This is a genomic window from Bradyrhizobium sp. SZCCHNRI20481, assembly GCF_032485055.1.
GTDB lineage: Bacteria > Pseudomonadota > Alphaproteobacteria > Rhizobiales > Xanthobacteraceae > Bradyrhizobium.
This window is the reverse complement of sequence record NZ_JAUEUE010000012.1, coordinates 169264-187091: the sequence shown is the minus strand read 5'-3', so window position 1 is coordinate 187091 and position 17828 is coordinate 169264. Positions and strand designations below refer to the sequence as shown.

Genomic DNA, 17828 nt, shown 5'->3' with positions numbered 1-17828 from the left:
TGGACGAAGAGGCCGCCGGCGTCGTGCTGCGACGGGGAATCTACGGCTTTCAGGGCGCGCAGTTGGCGGGAACGGGCGGAACATGGTAGGCGGGAACCCGCTGGTCGCGATCGACCTGGGCGCTGCAGCGAAATCTGCAAGTCTGTGCGCCAACTCACATTTCGGGACGTATCTTTCCGGTATTTTGAAGATTTTTGCGGTTGTATTCGAACCGCGACGTCAATCCTCCAGACCAATCTTGCGAGACGGCCATTGAGCGTGACAGCAGCGGCGTCAGATGAAACCCTGATTGCCCGGATCGCTCAAGGCGACCGGCTCGCCATGCAGGTGCTGTACGGACGGCACCATGTCAGGGTGTACCGTTTCGGGCTCCGGCTCGTGCGGGACGAGCAGGTCGCGGAAGACCTCATCAGCGAGGTCTTTCTCGACGTGTGGCGTCAGGCCGGCAAGTTCGAGGGCCGTTCTGCCGTCTCCACCTGGCTTCTGGCGATCACGCGGTTCAAGGCCCTGTCGGCACTTCGGCGCCGGAAGGACGTTGAGCTGGAAGACGAGGCCGCGAACGCGATCGAGGATACCTCCGACGATCCGGAGGTCGCGGTCCAGAAGAAGAATACCGGCGAAGCATTGCGCAAGTGCCTGACGGCGCTTTCGCCTGATCACCGGGAGATCGTCGATCTCGTCTACTACCACGAGAAGTCCGTGGAGGAGGTGGCCGAGATCGTCGGAATTCCGGAAAACACCGTCAAGACGCGCCTGTTCTATGCGCGCAAGAAATTGGCCGAACTCCTGAAAGCGGCCGGCATTGAAAGAGGCTGGCCATGATGGCTTTGAGCAAGATGCTGGAGCAAGAGCCCGGAGAGATCGAACTCCTGCTGCCGTGGTACGCCGCCGGCACCCTGAACGCGCGCGACATGCGCCGGGTCGAGGAGGTGCTTGCCCACGATGCCGATCTCGCCAGGCAGTATGCGGAGATCCAGAAGGAATATGCCGAGACCATCGCGCTGAACGAAAGCCTCGGCGCGCCCTCGATGCGCGCGATGCAGAAGCTGTTCGCGGCGATCGAGGCGGATCCGGTGCAGAAGCCTGCCGCGCCGCGCGGCTTCAGCGCGCGGCTGATGGATTTCTTCGACAGCCTGTCGCCGCGGACCTTGGCGTGGACCGTCAGCCTCGGCGCGCTGCTGGTGCTGGCGCAGGCCGGCGTGATCGGCGCCGTGCTGATGCGCTCGCAGACCGCGACCTATCAGACCGCCTCGGTCGAGGACAAGAACGCAGCTCCCGAGCCCGCGAGCAAACCGATGGCCGCGCCGCCGCCGCCGCCGAGCGCTGCTGCGCCGGCCCCGGCGGAGCGGACGCCCGAGAGCATGACGCGTTCGCGGATGGCCGAAGCACCGGCCCCGGCCGCTCCGCTGATCCGCGGCCTTGGACCGCAGGTCGCCGGATCGACCGCGCCCGCCTATGCGCTGGTGCGGTTCGCGCCGAATGCGCGCATGGCCGACATCTCCGCGTTGCTCGACAGCTACCAGGCGTCGATCGTCGAGGGCGCCAGAGGCGGCCTGTTCAAGCTGCAACTCGGCGATCGGCCGCTGTCGAAGGCCGAGGCCGACAGCCTGATCGGCCGTCTGGCGCGAGAGAAGATCGTCAGCCTCGCGGTGGCCGCGCAATAGGCCCGCGCCGTCCGAACGTCATTCGGAGGCTCCATGTCGTCCACTTCGCCGCTACAGTTCGCCAGATCGGTCGCGATACTGATTGTCGTCGCAATGCCTGCTTTCGCCGGTGGCGACCTCAGTGCCCATGCCCAAGCGATGATGCGTTCGCCCAACATCAACATCCCGAGCCGGGTGCCGAGCATCAACCCGGGCACCGCGATGCGTGTGCCGCCGCCGACCGGGATGGCCGCGCGCCCGACCTTGCCCAATGCGCGATTTGCACCGAACCTGCAGGCGTCCTGCAACCCGGCGGATCGCAGCGTGTCGGGTGAATGTCTCGACCGCCGGTCGGTGACGGGGGACGGGCAGGGCCGGCAAGCCCAAGGAAGATTGGACAAAGGCAGGTCCGCCAAGGTGACGCAACGGCGCGAGCCTAAGGCTGCGGCCGCTGGCGATCCGCGGGCCGTCGCCAACGAGATCGTCGCCGAGATCGATGACGGTCTCTCGATCGACCAGGCCGACGCGCTGGCGCGCCGCCATGGCCTGCAGCGCATCAGCTCGCAGCGCTTTCCGCTGATCGGCGCCACCATCGGTCTGTTCAGGATCACCGATCGCCGCTCGGTGCAAGCGGTCAGCCGTGCGCTCGCGGCAGATGCCAGGGTGCGTTCGGTGCAGCCGAACTACCGCTATACGCTGCAGCAGCAGAGTGCGCCGCCTGTCGAGGGCGATCCGGCGCAATACGCGCTGGCGAAGCTGCGGCTGCCGGAAGCGCACAGGCTGGCCGAGGGCGCCAACGTCACCATCGCCGTGATCGATTCCGGGGTCGATCTCAAGCACCCGGAATTCGCCGACGCGTCGTTCGACGCGTTCGACGCGCTCGGCGGCGACGAGGGACCGCATGCGCACGGCACGGGCATCGCCGGCGTGATCGTGTCGCACAAGCGGTTGATGGGCAGCGCGCCCTATGCACGCATCATCGCCGTCCGCGCCTTCGGCATGGCCAAGAAAGGCGGCGGGCCGGAGAGCAGCTCCTATGTGATCCTGAAGGCGCTGGACTACGCGGCCCTGCATGGTGCGCAGATCGTCAACATGAGCTTCGCCGGCCCGAAGGATGCGGTGATCGAGCGCGCGATTGCGGCGGTCGCTTCCAAGGGCGTCGTGATGGTCGCTGCGGCCGGCAATGCCGGGGCCAAGTCGCCGCCGCTCTATCCTGCGGGCAATCCGAACGTCATCGCCGTCAGTGCGACCGATGACAGGGATCAGTTGCTGCCGGCGTCGAACCGCGGCAATTACATCGCGCTGGCCGCGCCCGGCGCCGAGATCTTCCTGCCGGCGCCGGACGGAAAATATCAGATCATCTCGGGCACCTCGTTTTCCGCGGCCTATGTCAGCGGGCTTGCGGCGCTGGTCCTGGAGCGCAATCCGGCGCTGAAGCCGGAGATGGTGCGGACCGTGCTGACCGGGACCGCGCGCGATCTCGGGACGCCCGGACGCGACGATCTGTTCGGGGCAGGGCAGGCGGATGCCCTGGCGGCGGTCCAGGCCGTGGTCTCGCCACAGGATGCGCCTGCTGCTGCTGTGCCTTCCGCGGGGCTGCAAACGGAGCCCGCGGCGGCCCGCGAGTTGCGCCCGGCGCCGGCCGCGGTGACCGAGGCATCTCCAGCCGGCGACGCGCTTCGGCCGGCGCAGCAATGACGCCAACGTTTTCGTGAACGTTCCGAAATTCTCCCGCTCGCTTTGAACGTGCAGCGGGGCGGTCACGACAGAAAGCATGTGGGAGCGGTGATCCCCTCCCCAAGGCTATATACGGCGCGAGCGCCCATCCACCCCAAGCGCCCATATGGCTCGACCCGTCCGGTTGTCCCCCCGGACGGGTCTTCCATTTCTGGGTCAGGTCAAATCCCGGCGACATTGATATCCGGCAGTGTTCGCCCGCCCGATGGGCACATCTTCGGGTTGTCAGGCGATGTCGTTGGCCGCGCTCGCGTGGCTGCACTAGGCCGGATTCCGAAAAAGCACGGAGAAAATTTCCGCACGACTACGGTTTGGCCGCCAAACAACATGGCATTAGCTAGACTTTGTTAACCTTTTCCACAAAATATTCACGTCACGTTGCGTTGATTCGTGCCGAGTGCGTCCGTCCCCTTATCTCACGGGCTCCCCCATGACACATCGACCGGACGTGGCTTGCAGCCGCGAACTGGCTGCACGCTGGTGCGCGCTCGCCGAAAGGCGCCTGGACCATCTGACCGAGCTGTTCCAGAGCGGCCGCTGGCGCCGCTACTACACCGAGCAGTCGCTCCTCGACGATATCCGGCACGCCAAGGCCGCGGTGCAGACCTGGCAGGCGCTATCCCGCGCCGAACCCGAGCAGGTGAGCATCGTGCCGAGCCAGCGGCCGGCTGCGATGGTGGCTGCGCCACCCGCTCCCGTGCGCCCCGCCGAGCCGGAGCCGATCAAATTCCGTCTCCACGAGAATCATCCCATCGAGCGGCGCCCCATCGCGCTGCCGCCCTCGCTCGAAACCATCCTTGCGGAGTCCAAGATCATCGTCGAGCCCGAGATCGAGCTGGCCGCGGATGATCTGGAACCGGACGACGTCATCGAACCGGACTATGTGGCCGAAGATGCCATCGCGCCGGAGCCGGCCGTCGCGCCGCCCCGCATCGACATGTTCGCCCTGGAGCAGGCTTTGAGCATCGGCATTCAATCCGACGCCGAGTATGACGAGCCGGTGGTCGATCTCGACGCCATCGAGCGCCGCTATCCCGCGCTGGCGGTCGCGTTCTAGGCGCAGGGCGAGCTCCAGACCCAAACCGCATCGCAGCCAAGGGGGCCGCAAGCCGCCCTCAATCCGGTCACTTGATTTCAAGACCGAATAGTCCATATATCGGTGATGAGCCGCCAGACTCCGATGCAGTTGCCGCGTGGGCGCCCGCGAAGTTTCGACATGGACGCCGCTGTCGAGCGGGCAATGGGTGTGTTTTGGTCGCGTGGCTATCACGCGACGGCGCTGCCTGATCTTCTTCAGGCGACGAAGCTCTCGCGTGGCAGCCTCTACGCCGCGTTCGGTGACAAACACTCGCTGTTCCTGCTCGCGCTTGACCGTTACATCGCCGATGCCCTGGCCCGGATGGATACCGAGCTCGACCCAAGCAGGGAGCCGGTCGACGGCCTGCGGGCCTATCTTGCCGGCTACGTCGACCGCACGCGCGGGGCCAATGGTCGGCGCGGCTGCCTGCTGGTGGCGACAGCCATGGAGCTTGCTGGCCAGGACGCCGAAGTTGGTCGGCGCATCGCGAGTTTCTTCAAGGCCATGGAGGTCCGGGTGGCGGATGCACTGTCCCGCGCGAAGATGGCGGGCAAGCTGGCCGATGGTGTCGAACCTTCGAGTGCCGCGCGAATTCTCGTCTGTTTCGTTGAGGGGCTGCGCGTGGTCGGCAAGACGGGGCCGACGCCGATCACATCGCAAGCCACCGTTGACGCGCTTCTCGACCGCTTCATTCGATAGAGACCGTTGAGCGCCTTGCTTTCGAGTCGCCTATATCTGGACCGATCAGTCCTTAAATGGAGAATGCCATGACCATGGTCCAGATTCTCTGTTCGGTGGCCGTTCCCTTGCTGTGGGGCTATCAGTTCGTCGTCATCAAAGTGGGGGTGACGGAGTTTCCGCCGCTGTTCTTTCTCGCGCTTCGATTTCTGGCCATCGCGCTGCTGCTCGTTCCGTTCGTCAAAAGGCCGACGCGTCGACAGCTCGGTCACATCGCAGTCATTTCCGTTTTCCTGGGCGGCCTGAACTTCGGGCTGTTCTATGTTGGTCTTGGGCTCGGCTCGGGAAGCATGTCAGCCGTCGCCTATCAACTCGCCACGCCCTTCACCGTCCTGTTGGCGTGGCCGCTGCTGGCGGAGAAGCCGTCCCTCTCCACATGCGCTGGAGTAGGGCTTGCATTCGCCGGCGTGGTCGTGCTGGCGGCCGAGCCGGGTCTGACGGCAAACGTGCTCCCGCTGCTGCTGGTGGTTGGCGCAGCCTTCGCATTCGCGGTGTCCAACGTCCTGACCAAGCGCTACGGCCCTTTTGAACCGCTGATGCTGATGGGATGGTCGTCGCTGCTCACCGTGCCGCAAGTCATGGTCATGTCGTCGTTCCTCGAATATGGCCAGGTGGCGAGCCTTGCCGCGGCGGATGAACGCGGATGGCTGGCGCTCGCCTACACGGTCTTCATCGGCGGAATTGTCGGGTTTGGCGTCTGGTTCTGGTTGATCGCCCGCTACTCCATGAGCCGCGTCGCACCGTTCAGCCTGCTGCTTCCGGTGTTCGCCTTGATCTCGAGCGTATTGTTCCTGGACGAACGGATGACACCGAAGCTGATTGCGGGCGGGCTGCTGGCGATCACCGGCGTCGCGATCACACAAGTGAGGCCGAGTGCTCGGCCGATTTGAAGCGGCGGCTCAGCTTCGTCGCACCGCGTTGCCGCTGACCACGATCTGCGCATAGCCTTGCGTCCCGTCGCGCGTCAGGTCCGATGTCACCGGCTTGATGTGATCAAGCCCGATCACGGCGCCACGGGGCGTGCCGGAGATCATGTTGTTGCTGACGAGCGCCGTGCCCGCGCCCGGAACGACGGACACGCCGACGCCCGCCAGCGCGTTGCGGATGACGTTGCCGGAGATCACGACATCCCTGAGATAGCGGCCCCAGCCGGCGACGATGCCGTAGGACGGGGCGTTCTCGACGACATTGCCGGTCACCGCGGAGTCCGCCTCGACATAGATCCCGATGCCGGCATCGTCGTCAGGTGCGGTGCCGATCGGCCGCTTCGGGATCAGATTGCGGATGATGTTGCCCTGGACCACCGCGATGCGGCCGCCTTCGTTGAAGTTGCAGACGGAGACGCCGAAGGCGGCACCATCCACCGTATTGCCTGAGATGACGGCGCCCTCGAACGCGAATTCCGAATAGAGCGCGACCTCGCGCACGTCGGTGACGCTGTTGCCCGTGATCTGGATGTTCGAGGCGGAGTTGCCGCGCACTGCCGAGTAGTCGCAGTTCCTGATGCGGTTGCCGCTGATGATGACGTTGCCGGCGCGAAAGGCGTTGATGGCGTTGCCGTACTGGCCCGAGCCGCCGGGGCCAGCCTTGATGTCCTCGATCCGATTGTCGAGCACCATCGTGCCGTCGTCGTCGATCGCGGTGCGCAGGATCTCGATGCCGTTGTCGCTTGTGCCGTTGATGGTGTTGCGCGACACGATCAGGCCGAGCGCGTCGAACGACACGATGGCGGTGACCGCGATGTCGGTGATCACGTTGCCGCTGACGTCGCCCGAGACCTGCTCGAGCCAGATGCCGCTGCCGCCGGAGCGGGTGATCTCGCAATCGGAGATACGGGCGTCGCGGCTAGCGGCGACATGGAGCAGGCCGCGGCGCTGGGGCAGGGCGATGCCGCCGCCGTCGAGCGCGATGCCGCTGACGCCGATGCCGTCAGCGCCTTCTGCTGACAGCATCGACGGGCCGCCGCCGGTGAAGACGAGCTTGGTGGCGCCGCGGACGCCGACCAAGTGGCTGCCCCTGGCGAGGCGCAGCATCGAGGTCCTATAGGTGCCTGGCGGCAGCGCCAGCGGCGCCTGCGCGCGGGCGGCCTCGTCGATCGCACGCTGCAGCGCGCGGGTCTGGTCGTCGGGACTGTTGGGCTTGACGCCATACTGTGTGGCGTCGCGCCCCAGCGCGGAGATCAAGGGGGCGGCCTGTGCGGCATCCGCCGGCAGGGCCAATGCCCCGGCGGCGCCGGCAGCCGATCCAGCCAGAATGCGGCGGCGATTGACATCCATGGTCAGCGTCTCGCGCAAAAGATGATGTGCGGCCACGACTTAAGCTGAAAGTCTCAATGCTGATGCTGAGGATGAGCGCCTGCGCCCGGGATTGTTGGCGGTAGGGTTAAATCTTCACGTCAGATCGCCGCCGGCTATGGGTTGCCCGTCGAACCGGTGAGCCTCTCCCGAGGGAACCAATGGGACTCGCGGACATTGTTCCGGCAATGGATCGGCGAGGAGAGGGTCATGCATCTGTCCAATGAGAGTCTACTGGTTATTCTGTTCGTCGGCATCGTCGCCGGGTGGCTCGCGGGCCGCGTCATGGAGGGCGGCGGTTTCGGCCTGATCGGCGACCTGGTCGTCGGTCTCGTCGGCGCCTTCATCGGCAACTGGCTGTTGCCGCAGCTCGGAATCCATCTGGGCGTCGGACTGGTCGCCGCGATCATTAACGCCTTCATCGGCGCCGTGGTCCTGCTGCTCCTGCTGCGCCTGATCGGCGGGGGATTTGGCGGTCGGCGCCGTTGGAGCATCTGACACAGCGCTGACGGTCAGCGGTCATACGGTCATACCACTATCGACGTCAGCTCGTGCGACAGGTCGCCTGTCGCACGAGCTTGACCAGCTCCATCAGCATGGCTTCGCCGGCATCGACCAGCCCCTCCAGCGTGATGCGCGAACTGCCGTGCGGCAACGCCGAGCCGGCACGCGGCAAGGGAGGAATGTGGATGAAGGCGGCGACCCGCGGCCCTTCGGCGGCCTTGGTCGCCTCGATCGCGCGCCAGCTCAGATAGTTGCAGAGATAGCTGCCGGCATCGCGCGAGGCCCGGGCATCGATGCCGGTGGCGCGCGCCGCGCGCAGCAGCCGCGCCATGTGCGGACCGAACGTCGCCGGATGTGCGCCCGGCGCGATCACGCCCTTGCGCGCGACGTGGCGATCGGCATCGGGGAAGGTCGTGGTGATCGCATTGCGCGCGCGGGTCTCGATGCGCAGGTATGATGTTCGCCCGGCGAGGCCGAACATCAGGAGCGCATGCGGGCGCCGCTCGGCGATCAGGGCGGGCAGCTCGCGATCCACGGTCGCATAGGTCACGTGAAAAATGTGGCTGCTGATGGCGACGTCATCCAGCGCCGGCCGCCGCAGCTCCGACAGCCGCTTCACCAGCGGCATGGTCGGATTGGACGGCGCGCCGGGAAACGGGCCGAATCCGGTGATCAGGATGCGCGGCCGCTCGCTCATGTCAGCATCTCCGCGAGCTGCTCGGCGGCGAGCGCCGGCGCGACGCGGCCCTCGGCGACGTCGGTCTCCAGCTTCTTCACTTTCGCGCGGACGGACGGATCGGTGCGCAGCCGCGCCATCAGGCGCTGCTCCAGCATGGTCCACATCCATTTCACCTGCTGGTCGCGGCGACGGGCGGCGAATTCTCCGGAGGCGATCATCGCCTTGCGATGGTCGAGCACCTTCTGCCACAGCTCGGCAATGCCCGTCCCGGCCATCGCCGAATAGGTCACGACCGGCGGATGCCAGTGCTCGGAGCGGGGGCTGAGCAGATGCAATGCGCCGCGATAGTCGGCGGCGGTGATGTTGGCGCGCTTGACGTTGTCGCCATCGGCCTTGTTGATCGCGATCATGTCGGCGAGCTCAATCAGGCCCTTCTTGATGCCCTGCAGCTCGTCGCCGCCGCCGGGCAGCATCAGCGCGAGGAAGAAATCGGTCATGTCGCAGACCGCGGTCTCGGATTGGCCGATGCCGACCGTCTCGACCAGGATCACGTCGAAGCCTGCGGCCTCACACAGCAGCATCGCCTCGCGCGTCTTGGCGGCGACGCCGCCGAGCGTGCCCGACGATGGCGAGGGGCGGATGAAGGCGTGCTCGTGATGCGACAGCCGCGCCATCCGCGTCTTGTCGCCCAGGATGGAGCCGCCGGTCCGCGCGGAGGAGGGATCGACCGCGAGCACCGCGACCTTCTGGCCCTGTTCGATCAGATACATGCCGAGCGCATCGATCGTCGTCGACTTGCCGACCCCCGGCGAGCCGGTGATGCCGACCCGGATCGCATGCCCCGTCTGCGGCAGCAGCGCCTGCACCAGCTCCCGCGCGGCAGCCTGATGGTCGGTGCGCCGGCTCTCGACCAAGGTGATCGCACGCGCCAGCGCCGCGCGGCTGCCGGCGCTGATATCGTCGGCCAAGGCCGTGGTATTTGGCGAAGGAGAACGAGAGGACATGCGCCCGTTATAGCGGATGCGCGCGGCCCGGCCAGCTAGTTCTCCTCCGCATCCCCCTTCGGCCTCGCGCCGCCGAAGATCGCCTGCCCCTCCGTGCTGAGATAGGGCTTCAGCGTTTCCCAGGGCACCAAGGCGACATAGTCGCCCTCGGCATAGGAACCTACGGCGTAGGGCGGATAGTGGAAGGTGAGGCCCGAGCTCTTGCCGGCCAGCGTCGAGGGCGCGAGCGTGACGGCGCCAATGCCGAGCAGCTTCGGCTCGACGCTCTTCAGCCACCACTCGTCAGTGTCGCCGGCGTCGCGCGCCTTCTTCTCTGCCCGCAGCGAGGCGATGATCGCCTTGCTGATCGCGGTCATGGTCGGACCGTTGTCGGCGGTCTCGTTGAAGAACGGGCGGATCGAGATGCGCTTGGCGGCGGCCTTGTCCCAGAGGATGGTGTCGACCGTCCGGTTGGGATGGGCGCCATGCGTGTCCATGTAGTCGTTGCGCAGCACGCTGACATAGCGATCGGCGACGATCGAACGCACCGAATAGTCGCGGCCATAGGTGTAAGGGCCGTCGCGGAACAGTTCCTTGTCCGCCTTGTAGTCCTTGGCGGCGTCCGCGGCCTGCTTGTCCATCCACTTGCGGCCTTCGGCGAGGCAATTCGCGGCGAGCGCCGGATCGGCCTTGATGTCGGCACTCAGCGTGACGCTGGCCTCGGCGGCCTTGGTCTTGATCGACGCATCGGGCTTGGCTTCGGCGGCGATCGCCGGCGAGAGGGTGAGCAGGCCGAACAGGGCGGCGACAAGCAGTTTGGTAGAATACATGAGACTTGTGATCCGGGTTTAGTGGTCTGTGCGCGCACGTACCGCAAAGGTTCGATCGTGCCCAGATCGAACGCGCGGCGATCGATTACAGCGCGTCAATAGCTCGACGCTCCCAGGAATGGACGCAAGACAATGTCGAGATTCCGGGTTCAAGGCCTTTGGCCTTGCCCCGGAATGACGGTGGGGTGTGACGCAGTCGGACTACTCCGCCGCCTCGCTGTGGCCCAGCCGCGCATTGAGCTTGTGGATCAGCTCCTCGGCGGCGTCGGCGATGACGGTGCCCGGCGGGAAGATCGCCTCGGCGCCGGCCTTGTAGAGCGCATCGTAATCCTGCGGCGGCACGACGCCGCCGACGATGATCATGATGTCCTCGCGGCCCTGCTTCTTGAGCGCGGCCTTCAGCTCCGGCACTGCGGTGAGATGCGCGGCCGCCAGCGACGAGACGCCGAGAATGTGCACGTCGTTCTCGACCGCCTGCCGCGCCGCCTCGTCGGCGGTGGCGAACAGCGGCCCGATGTCGACGTCGAAGCCGATGTCGGCGAAGGCCGACGCGATCACCTTCTGGCCGCGGTCGTGGCCGTCCTGTCCGATCTTGGCGACCAGGATGCGTGGCCGGCGGCCCTCGGCCTCCTCGAACGCCTCGATCAGCGCCTGCAGCTTCTCGGCTTTGCCGGACATGGCGGCGATCTCCCGCTTGTAGACGCCGGTGATGGACTTGATCTCGGCGCGGTGGCGGCCGAACACCTTTTCCATCGCGTCGGAAATCTCGCCGACGGTGGCCTTGGCGCGCGCCGCGTCGATCGCGAGCGCCAGCAGGTTGCCGTTGCCGTCGCCGGCCGAGCGCGTGAGCGCCGACAGCGCCGCATCGACCTCGGCCTGCTTGCGCTCGGATTTCAGCCGGCTGAGCTTGTCGATCTGCAGCCGGCGGACGGTGGAATTGTCGACCTTGAGCACGTCGAGCGGCGGCTCATCCGTGGGCTTGTACTTGTTGACGCCGATCACCGACTGGCGGCCGGTGTCGATGCGGGCCTGCGTCTTGGCCGAGGCCTCCTCGATGCGCAGCTTCGGCACGCCGGCCTCGATCGCCTTGGCCATGCCGCCAAGCTCCTCGATCTCCTGGATGTGGCCCCAGGCCTTTGCGGCGAGATCGCGGGTGAGGCGCTCGACGTAGTACGAGCCGCCCCAGGGATCGATGATGCGCGTGGTGCCGCTCTCCTGCTGCAGGAACAATTGCGTGTTGCGGGCGATGCGGGCGGAGAAGTCGGTCGGCAGCGCGAGCGCTTCGTCGAGCGCGTTGGTGTGCAACGACTGCGTATGGCCCTGGGTCGCCGCCATCGCCTCGACGGCGGTGCGCACGACGTTGTTGTAGACGTCTTGCGCGGTCAGCGACCAACCCGAGGTCTGGCTGTGGGTGCGCAGGGACAGCGAGCGCGGATCCTTCGGGTTGAACGGCTTCAGCAGCTTCGCCCACAACAGCCGCGCGGCGCGCAGCTTGGCGACCTCCATGAAGAAGTTCATGCCGATCGCCCAGAAGAACGACAGCCGTGGTGCGAAGCGGTCGACGTCGAGACCCGCGGCGATGCCGGCGCGCAGATATTCGACGCCGTCGGCGAGCGTGTAGGCGAGCTCGAGATCCTGCGTCGCGCCGGCCTCCTGCATGTGGTAGCCGGAGATCGAGATCGAATTGAACTTCGGCATCTTCTGCGAGGTGAAGGCGAAGATGTCGGAGATGATCCGCATCGAGGGCGACGGCGGATAGATGTAGGTGTTGCGCACCATGAACTCTTTCAGAATGTCGTTCTGAATGGTGCCCGACAATTTCTCCGGCGGCACGCCTTGCTCCTCGGCGGCGACCACGAACAAAGCGAGGATCGGCAGCACCGCGCCGTTCATGGTCATCGACACGCTCATCTGGTCGAGCGGAATGCCGGCGAACAAGGTTCGCATGTCGTAGATCGAGTCGATCGCGACGCCGGCCATGCCGACATCGCCGCCGACGCGCGGATGATCGGAATCATAGCCGCGATGGGTGGCGAGATCGAACGCGACCGACAGGCCCTTCTGTCCCGCGGCGAGGTTGCGGCGGTAGAACGCGTTGGAATCCTCCGCCGTGGAGAAGCCGGCATATTGCCGGACCGTCCAGGGCTGGTTGACATACATGGTCGGGTAGGGACCGCGCATAAACGGCGCGATGCCCGGCCAGGTGTCGAGGAAGTCGATGCCGGCGAGATCGGCCTCGCCATAGGCCGGCTTCACCGGAATGCCTTCCGGCGTGAGCCACGGCTCGGCGTGGCCTGCGGGAGCCGGCGTGGCCGTGGGCTCGAACGCGATCGCGGTGAAATCGGGAATGCGGCTCATGGCCTGGCGTCCTCGTCTCTCAATCATGGTCCGGATGCTGATGGCTGACGATGGTCGCCATCTTCTCCGGTCCATAGTTCTGTTGTGTCGTCTGGCTCGGCAGATTGGCGATCGCGACCACCCAGCCAAGTCGCGACTCCGAGCCATATTGTCGCGTCGGCACCACCCGGTCCGGCCGGTCGAAGCTGCCGGTCATGATCTCGATCCGCGGCCCATCAATACGCCCGAAGCCGAGCGGCGTGCCGCAGGCGGGACAGAAGAAGCGCTCGGCGATCGTGGATGAACGGAACGCGGCCGGCTGACCGCGCGTCCAGGCGAAGTGCTCGCGGTCGATCTCAGCGAACGAGGCGAACGGCGCGCCGGAGGCTTTCTGGCACATCCGGCAATGACAGATGCTGACCTTGTTCGGCGTGGTCTTGAACGCGAAGCGGACGGCACCGCATTGGCAGCCGCCGGTCAGGAGAGGCTTGGTGTCGTCGGTCATGCTCACTCCAGATGCGTATAGGCGTCTTCGAGCGTCTTCAGCGCGTCGCCGCCGGCGGACACGAAGCTGCCGATTCCGGCCTCGCGCAGCGCGGCCTCCTGCTCGCTGCCGCGGCCTGCCAGATAGATATGTCGCGCGCCCGCGGCCTGAAGGGCCTTGGCCGCCGGAACCGCGGCGTCGGCATAGACCTTGTCGGACGAGCAGAGGCAGGCAATGGCGGCGCCGGAGGCGCGGAAGGCGGCAGCCAGCGCGGCCGGATCCGAAGCGCCCGCGCCATCGATCGCCGCGATGCCGCCGGCCTCGAAGAAGCTGCGGGCGAAAGTCGCGCGTGCGGTGAAATCGGCGGCGGTGCCGAGATTGGCGAGGAAGATCGAGGGGCGCTGTCCCTTGCTCTTCAACAGGGCGTCGGAGCGATCACGCAGCTTCTCGAACCCGTCTGCGAGACGGATGGGCGCGAGCGCCGTGAAGGTGAGCGCAGCCTTGGCTGTCGCCTGCGGAGCCAACGGTGCAACCGCTTCGACCGCGACCTCGGCCTCGTTGAGATTTGGAAACTCGCTGGCGCCGGTCAGCACGTCGCGACGCCTGGCGATGTTGGCATTCCGCGCCGCCTTCACCGCGGCGACCTTGGACTGGATCAGCCCAGCTCGCAGGGCAGCCACGACGCCACCGGCCTTTTCGATCTCCTGGAACAGTGCCCAGGCGGTAACGCACAACTCGCTCGTCAGCGCCTCGATGCCGCCGGCGCCGGCGGCGGGATCGGCGACGCGGGCGAGATTGCTCTCCTCCAGCAGCACCAATTGCGTGTTGCGGGCGACACGGCGCGCGAACGCGTCGGGCAGGCCGAGTGCGGCCGTGTGCGGCAGCACCGTCACGGCGTTGGCGCCGCCGAGTCCGGCCGCGAACGTCGCAATGGTTGCGCGCAGCATGTTCACGTAAGGGTCGCGCCGGGTGAGCATGCGCCACGCTGTCTCGCCCGAGATGAAGAGCGGCTTCGGTGCCAGCCCGCACGCTTCCTCGATGCGCGCCCACAGCCGCCGCAGGCTGCGGAATTTTGCCAGCGTGAGAAACTGATCGGTGTCGGCGGCGAGCCGGCCATAGATCATGCCGCGCGCGGTCTCGAGTGCGATGCCTTCGGCTTCGAGCGCCCGCAGATAGGCGACACCAGAGGCGAGCACGAAAGCGAGCTCCTGCGCCTCCGATCCGCCGGCGTCGTGCACGACCCGGCCGTCCGCGGCGAAGAACGGGCCTTTGAAGCCGGCCTCGTGCAGTTGCTTGACCAGCGCGCCCGAGTTGCCGCCGAGCATCGATGCGTCATGTGAGCTTGCGCCGCGACTGGCAGCATCCCCGATCGGATCGAGGCCGAATCGGATGTCGCAGGCAGCGGCCTCGACGCCACGCTGCTTGACGTAGTCGGCGAGAAGCGAGGCGGGCGAGACCGATTCACCGAGTTGCAATTCGATTGCAATCGCAGCATCGAGATGCACGCCGTCGAGCGCGCGCGCCACTGCGTCGGCGCTGGCGGCGAGGCCGAAGCCGTGTGCGGCATTCGAGCCGGCGAACACCAGCGACAAGCCGGTCGCGCCGTTCTCGAGGTCGATCAGCGCCTGCGCATTGGCCTTGGCCGGATCGGGATGATCGACGCGCTGCATGATCTGCCATGGCGCCGATGCTGAGCGGCCTGCGACCGGCGCGGCATGCTTGGCGCGCGGATAGATCGGCTGGATCTGGAGCCCGTCATAGGTCTTGCCGACCAGCTTCTCGAAAGCCGCGCCCTTCAGCACGCCATCGACCAGCTTGCGCCAGTCCGCTTCGCTGGCCGGAGCAAAATCGGCAGCCAGTCGCAGATCGTCGGTCTCGGTCGTCATGTCGGCACGCGTCTCCCGGGGCGTCTGTTATCGCGATTGTTGTGGCGCAAAATGCCACGTCAGGGGGGCCAAGCCAAACGGTTGTTTGGCCGGAGACGTCAGCTATTCGGCTGGCAGCGGCCGGATTCCGTCGCGCGAAACGGCGCGCAGGGCCTCATCGACGCGGCGGCCGGCAATCCGTCGCGCCGGCACGATCTCGGCCAGCGGCACCAGTACGAAGCCGCGTTCGAACAGCCGGGGGTGTGGCAGCGTGAGATCGGGCGTGTCGATCGCGAAATCGTCATAGGCGATCAGATCGAGGTCCAGCGTCCGCGGACCCCACCGCGTCTCCTGCGCGCGATTGCGGCCGAACATGCGCTCGACCTGGTGCAGAATGCCGAGCAGCGGCCGTGGGGGCATCGCGGTCGCGATCTCGATGCAGGCATTGATGAAAGGCGGCTGCTGCTCCTCGCCCCATGGCGGAGTGATGTAGTCGGACGACCGCGCGACAAGCGCCGCCGAGGCGCGCGCACAGATCTCCGGAATGGCGCGCCGGAACGTCGCCCTGACGTCGCCGACATTGCCGCCGAGAGCAATCAGCGCGCTCGCCATTGCCGTCATGGATGCCGCGAGCGCGTCAGCACGACGCCGACATCCTCGAAGATGGCGGCGATCGGCGCATGCGGCTTATGCACCGTCACCTTGACGGCGCGAATGCGGGCGAAGGTCGACAGGATCGCATCGGCCACCGCGCCGGCCGCGCGTTCGAGCAGGCGGTAGTTGACATCTTTGAACGCCGCCGTCGCGGTCTCCACCACGTCGGAATAGGACACGGTGTCGGCGAGGCGGTCGCTGCGCGAGGAGTCGGACAGATCGGTGTAGAGCTCGAGGTCGATGACGAAGCGCTGGCCGACCTCGCTCTCATGCTCCATCACGCCATGACGCGCGTGGATGAGAACGCCCTTGATGAAGATCGTATCGGTCATCCCAGTGCCTCGATTGCCGCGGCCACGCGCACGGCCTGAACCGTCTCGGCGACGTCATGCGCCCGGATGATTGCAGCACCGCGCCGAGCCGCAATCAGATGCGCCGCGATCGAGCCGCCGAGCCGCTCCTGCGGCTCCGACGCCACCACGGTGCTGATGAAACGTTTTCGCGACGCGCCGACCAGCAGCGGCAGCCCGAAGCGCGCGAATGCGTCGAGCCGCGCCAGTGCGGTCATGCTCTGCTGCGCCGTCTTGCCGAAGCCGATGCCGGGATCGAGCACGATGTTACCAATGGGGATGCCGGCCTTGGCGGCGATGTCGAGCGAGCGCGCGAAGAAGCCCAGCATGTCTTCGATGATGTCGATCTCCGGATCGACGGCAGCGCGGTTGTGCATCACCACGACCGGCGCGCCATGCGCCGCGACGACCGCGGCCATCGCGGGATCGCGCTGCAGACCCCACACATCGTTGGCGATCGCAGCACCATGGTTCAGCGCGTAGTCTACAACTTGAGATTTCATGCTGTCGATCGACACGGGGACGCCGAGTGCGACGATCGCGGGCAGGATCGGCTGCAGGCGCGCCAGTTCCTCCTCGGCCGTGACCGGCACCGCGCCCTTGTAGGGCCGGGTGGACTCGGCACCGATGTCGATGATGTCGGCGCCGGCCGCGATCATGCGCTCGGCCTGCGCGATTGCCCGCTCCGGTGCATCGAAACGGCCGCCATCCGAGAACGAATCCGGCGTGACGTTCAGGATGCCCATCACCGCCGGGAATGGACGCACCAGCCACGGCCGCAGCAGCGGGTGGCTCGACGTGAGGTCCGAGGCGGAGTGCGGCGAAATGGCGCTCATGGGCGCCGCTTTGCGCGGTTGCCACCGTCAAGTCAAGGTGTCGCGCGCGCACAAGCGCGGTCAATCTAGAGGCTGGTCAATAGCTGATCTTCGGCTCCAGCCGGCGCGCCTTTTCGATGAGCTGGCCGACCGACTTCTCCGACGGCAGGATGCGAACCAGCTTCCGCCGGGTGTTCACTTCCTTGATGTTCTGCGCCAGGCGGGCGGGGTTGCGGTGCGCCAGCTCGCGCACGGTGGGCACGCCGGCCGCGCGGACGAGGCAGACCTTGGCCTTGCCCATGCCGGGAATGCGCATGTAGTCGGCGGAATTTGCCCAATCGAGCAGTTGCTGCTCGCTGATGCCGGTCGTGGCGGCAAGCGCCTTGCGCCCTTTCACGGTCCGGGCGGCTTCGAGAAATGCGTCGGTGGTGCGGATGCCCAAAGCTTTCAGCTTGGCAGCATAGAAGGCCGTCATGCCTTCGAGTTCGGTGATCGGATATGTCATGATGCTCGGCGCGCGCGAAGGTGCTTCAGGTGATCTGGCCCAGGCGGTTGGGCTTTGGGCAACCGGCTCAGGCCGGGTGTGCCTGTCGCGATCGTGCCAACTGATCCGCTTCGGTTTGGTCGCGGCCGAATTTGAAAAGTTCACCGGCGGATCGCTGCTGCTCCCGTCGTTGCCGTCCATTGTCGCTGAGGAGGTCGGGCTCGGTGCCGATGATTTCAGCCACGACTCTACCGATGCCGGCCGTTCTGGCCAGCGGCTCAATCAACTCGTTCATGTGAACCCCGTATCATCCGGTCCCCCAAGACCGAACGTCCTCTCGCTGAATTCATCTT

18 protein-coding genes are annotated in these 17828 nt (G+C 66.4%); 7 read left to right on the top strand and 11 right to left on the bottom strand.

Going from position 1 to position 17828, the window contains the following annotated elements:
• The first annotated feature begins 252 nt into the window (after nt 1-252).
• The 6 genes from QX132_RS20830 to QX132_RS20805 all read left to right on the top strand — a co-directional run bounded on the left by QX132_RS20830 (nt 253) and on the right by QX132_RS20805 (nt 6086).
• Nucleotides 253-822 carry a sigma-70 family RNA polymerase sigma factor gene (locus QX132_RS20830; RefSeq protein ID WP_008961196.1) on the top strand — a complete coding sequence of 190 codons (570 nt, stop codon included), beginning with the start codon at nt 253-255 and terminating at the stop codon, nt 820-822.
• Entirely contained in the window at nt 819-1664 is an 846-nt protein-coding gene (locus tag QX132_RS20825) for a hypothetical protein (protein WP_316162728.1), read from the top strand. The genes QX132_RS20830 and QX132_RS20825 overlap by 4 nt, the downstream gene beginning before the upstream one ends.
• A 33-nt stretch (nt 1665-1697) precedes the next feature.
• Complete coding sequence (locus QX132_RS20820) at nt 1698-3341, top strand: S8 family serine peptidase (RefSeq protein ID WP_316162725.1); 1644 nt, start codon at nt 1698-1700, stop codon at nt 3339-3341.
• Nucleotides 3342-3810: 469 nt separating this feature from the next.
• The gene (locus tag QX132_RS20815) at nt 3811-4437 is read left to right on the top strand and encodes a TIGR03809 family protein (RefSeq protein WP_316162724.1); all 627 of its coding nucleotides are present in this window, start codon (nt 3811-3813) and stop codon (nt 4435-4437) included.
• A gap of 123 nt (nt 4438-4560) precedes the next feature.
• Nucleotides 4561-5157, top strand: a complete 597-nt coding sequence (locus QX132_RS20810) for a TetR/AcrR family transcriptional regulator (RefSeq protein WP_316162789.1) — start codon at nt 4561-4563, stop codon at nt 5155-5157.
• Between the two features lie 68 nt (nt 5158-5225).
• Entirely contained in the window at nt 5226-6086 is an 861-nt protein-coding gene (locus QX132_RS20805; protein ID WP_315739886.1) for a DMT family transporter, read from the top strand.
• A gap of 9 nt (nt 6087-6095) precedes the next feature.
• On the opposite strand, the gene QX132_RS20800 is transcribed toward QX132_RS20805, so the two are convergent.
• Complete coding sequence (locus QX132_RS20800; RefSeq protein ID WP_316162722.1) at nt 6096-7472, bottom strand: TIGR03808 family TAT-translocated repetitive protein; 1377 nt, start codon at nt 7470-7472, stop codon at nt 6096-6098.
• A gap of 228 nt (nt 7473-7700) precedes the next feature.
• On the opposite strand from QX132_RS20800, the gene QX132_RS20795 reads away from it, so the two are divergent.
• Entirely contained in the window at nt 7701-7988 is a 288-nt protein-coding gene (locus QX132_RS20795) for a GlsB/YeaQ/YmgE family stress response membrane protein (RefSeq protein ID WP_315739884.1), read from the top strand.
• Nucleotides 7989-8034: 46 nt separating this feature from the next.
• Here QX132_RS20795 and QX132_RS20790 read toward each other — a convergent pair whose 3' ends face one another.
• The 10 genes from QX132_RS20790 to QX132_RS20745 form a co-directional block, all read right to left on the bottom strand.
• Complete coding sequence (locus QX132_RS20790; protein WP_315798353.1) at nt 8035-8691, bottom strand: pyroglutamyl-peptidase I; 657 nt, start codon at nt 8689-8691, stop codon at nt 8035-8037.
• The gene (gene meaB / locus QX132_RS20785; RefSeq protein ID WP_316162720.1) at nt 8688-9677 is read right to left on the bottom strand and encodes a methylmalonyl Co-A mutase-associated GTPase MeaB; all 990 of its coding nucleotides are present in this window, start codon (nt 9675-9677) and stop codon (nt 8688-8690) included. Before meaB ends, QX132_RS20790 begins: the two co-directional genes overlap by 4 nt.
• A 35-nt stretch (nt 9678-9712) precedes the next feature.
• Complete coding sequence (locus tag QX132_RS20780; protein WP_315798354.1) at nt 9713-10486, bottom strand: RsiV family protein; 774 nt, start codon at nt 10484-10486, stop codon at nt 9713-9715.
• 201 nt (nt 10487-10687) lie between these two features.
• Nucleotides 10688-12844 (bottom strand): methylmalonyl-CoA mutase, encoded by a 2157-nt coding sequence (gene scpA, locus QX132_RS20775; RefSeq protein ID WP_316162718.1) that lies wholly within the window; start codon nt 12842-12844, stop codon nt 10688-10690.
• Between the two features lie 19 nt (nt 12845-12863).
• Nucleotides 12864-13328 (bottom strand): GFA family protein, encoded by a 465-nt coding sequence (locus tag QX132_RS20770; RefSeq protein WP_315716096.1) that lies wholly within the window; start codon nt 13326-13328, stop codon nt 12864-12866.
• A gap of 2 nt (nt 13329-13330) precedes the next feature.
• The gene (locus QX132_RS20765) at nt 13331-15193 is read right to left on the bottom strand and encodes a methylmalonyl-CoA mutase subunit beta (RefSeq protein WP_316162716.1); all 1863 of its coding nucleotides are present in this window, start codon (nt 15191-15193) and stop codon (nt 13331-13333) included.
• Between the two features lie 102 nt (nt 15194-15295).
• Complete coding sequence (folK, locus tag QX132_RS20760) at nt 15296-15784, bottom strand: 2-amino-4-hydroxy-6-hydroxymethyldihydropteridine diphosphokinase (RefSeq protein ID WP_315785244.1); 489 nt, start codon at nt 15782-15784, stop codon at nt 15296-15298.
• Between the two features lie 5 nt (nt 15785-15789).
• Nucleotides 15790-16158, bottom strand: coding sequence for a dihydroneopterin aldolase (gene folB, locus QX132_RS20755; RefSeq protein ID WP_009028138.1), 369 nt, complete (start codon nt 16156-16158; stop codon nt 15790-15792).
• Nucleotides 16155-17012 (bottom strand): dihydropteroate synthase, encoded by an 858-nt coding sequence (folP, locus tag QX132_RS20750; RefSeq protein ID WP_315798357.1) that lies wholly within the window; start codon nt 17010-17012, stop codon nt 16155-16157. The genes folB and folP overlap by 4 nt, the downstream gene beginning before the upstream one ends.
• A 76-nt stretch (nt 17013-17088) precedes the next feature.
• Nucleotides 17089-17496, bottom strand: coding sequence for a DUF4332 domain-containing protein (locus tag QX132_RS20745; RefSeq protein WP_315739877.1), 408 nt, complete (start codon nt 17494-17496; stop codon nt 17089-17091).
• Nucleotides 17497-17828 lie beyond the last annotated feature (332 nt).

What these genes read in the sequence shown, in the direction of transcription:
- QX132_RS20825 (WP_316162728.1), top strand. Translation starts at nt 819, where the DNA reads ATGATGGCTTTGAGCAAGATGCTGGAGCAAGAGCCCGGAGAGATCGAA.
- QX132_RS20820 (WP_316162725.1), top strand. Translation starts at nt 1,698, where the DNA reads ATGTCGTCCACTTCGCCGCTACAGTTCGCCAGATCGGTCGCGATACTG.
- QX132_RS20815 (WP_316162724.1), top strand. Translation starts at nt 3,811, where the DNA reads ATGACACATCGACCGGACGTGGCTTGCAGCCGCGAACTGGCTGCACGC.
- QX132_RS20810 (WP_316162789.1), top strand. Translation starts at nt 4,561, where the DNA reads ATGCAGTTGCCGCGTGGGCGCCCGCGAAGTTTCGACATGGACGCCGCT.
- QX132_RS20805 (WP_315739886.1), top strand. Translation starts at nt 5,226, where the DNA reads ATGACCATGGTCCAGATTCTCTGTTCGGTGGCCGTTCCCTTGCTGTGG.
- QX132_RS20800 (WP_316162722.1), bottom strand. Translation starts at nt 7,472, where the DNA reads ATGGATGTCAATCGCCGCCGCATTCTGGCTGGATCGGCTGCCGGCGCC.
- QX132_RS20795 (WP_315739884.1), top strand. Translation starts at nt 7,701, where the DNA reads ATGCATCTGTCCAATGAGAGTCTACTGGTTATTCTGTTCGTCGGCATC.
- QX132_RS20790 (WP_315798353.1), bottom strand. Translation starts at nt 8,691, where the DNA reads ATGAGCGAGCGGCCGCGCATCCTGATCACCGGATTCGGCCCGTTTCCC.
- meaB (WP_316162720.1), bottom strand. Translation starts at nt 9,677, where the DNA reads ATGTCCTCTCGTTCTCCTTCGCCAAATACCACGGCCTTGGCCGACGAT.
- QX132_RS20780 (WP_315798354.1), bottom strand. Translation starts at nt 10,486, where the DNA reads ATGTATTCTACCAAACTGCTTGTCGCCGCCCTGTTCGGCCTGCTCACC.
- scpA (WP_316162718.1), bottom strand. Translation starts at nt 12,844, where the DNA reads ATGAGCCGCATTCCCGATTTCACCGCGATCGCGTTCGAGCCCACGGCC.
- QX132_RS20770 (WP_315716096.1), bottom strand. Translation starts at nt 13,328, where the DNA reads ATGACCGACGACACCAAGCCTCTCCTGACCGGCGGCTGCCAATGCGGT.
- QX132_RS20765 (WP_316162716.1), bottom strand. Translation starts at nt 15,193, where the DNA reads ATGACGACCGAGACCGACGATCTGCGACTGGCTGCCGATTTTGCTCCG.
- folK (WP_315785244.1), bottom strand. Translation starts at nt 15,784, where the DNA reads ATGGCGAGCGCGCTGATTGCTCTCGGCGGCAATGTCGGCGACGTCAGG.
- folB (WP_009028138.1), bottom strand. Translation starts at nt 16,158, where the DNA reads ATGACCGATACGATCTTCATCAAGGGCGTTCTCATCCACGCGCGTCAT.
- folP (WP_315798357.1), bottom strand. Translation starts at nt 17,012, where the DNA reads ATGAGCGCCATTTCGCCGCACTCCGCCTCGGACCTCACGTCGAGCCAC.
- QX132_RS20745 (WP_315739877.1), bottom strand. Translation starts at nt 17,496, where the DNA reads ATGACATATCCGATCACCGAACTCGAAGGCATGACGGCCTTCTATGCT.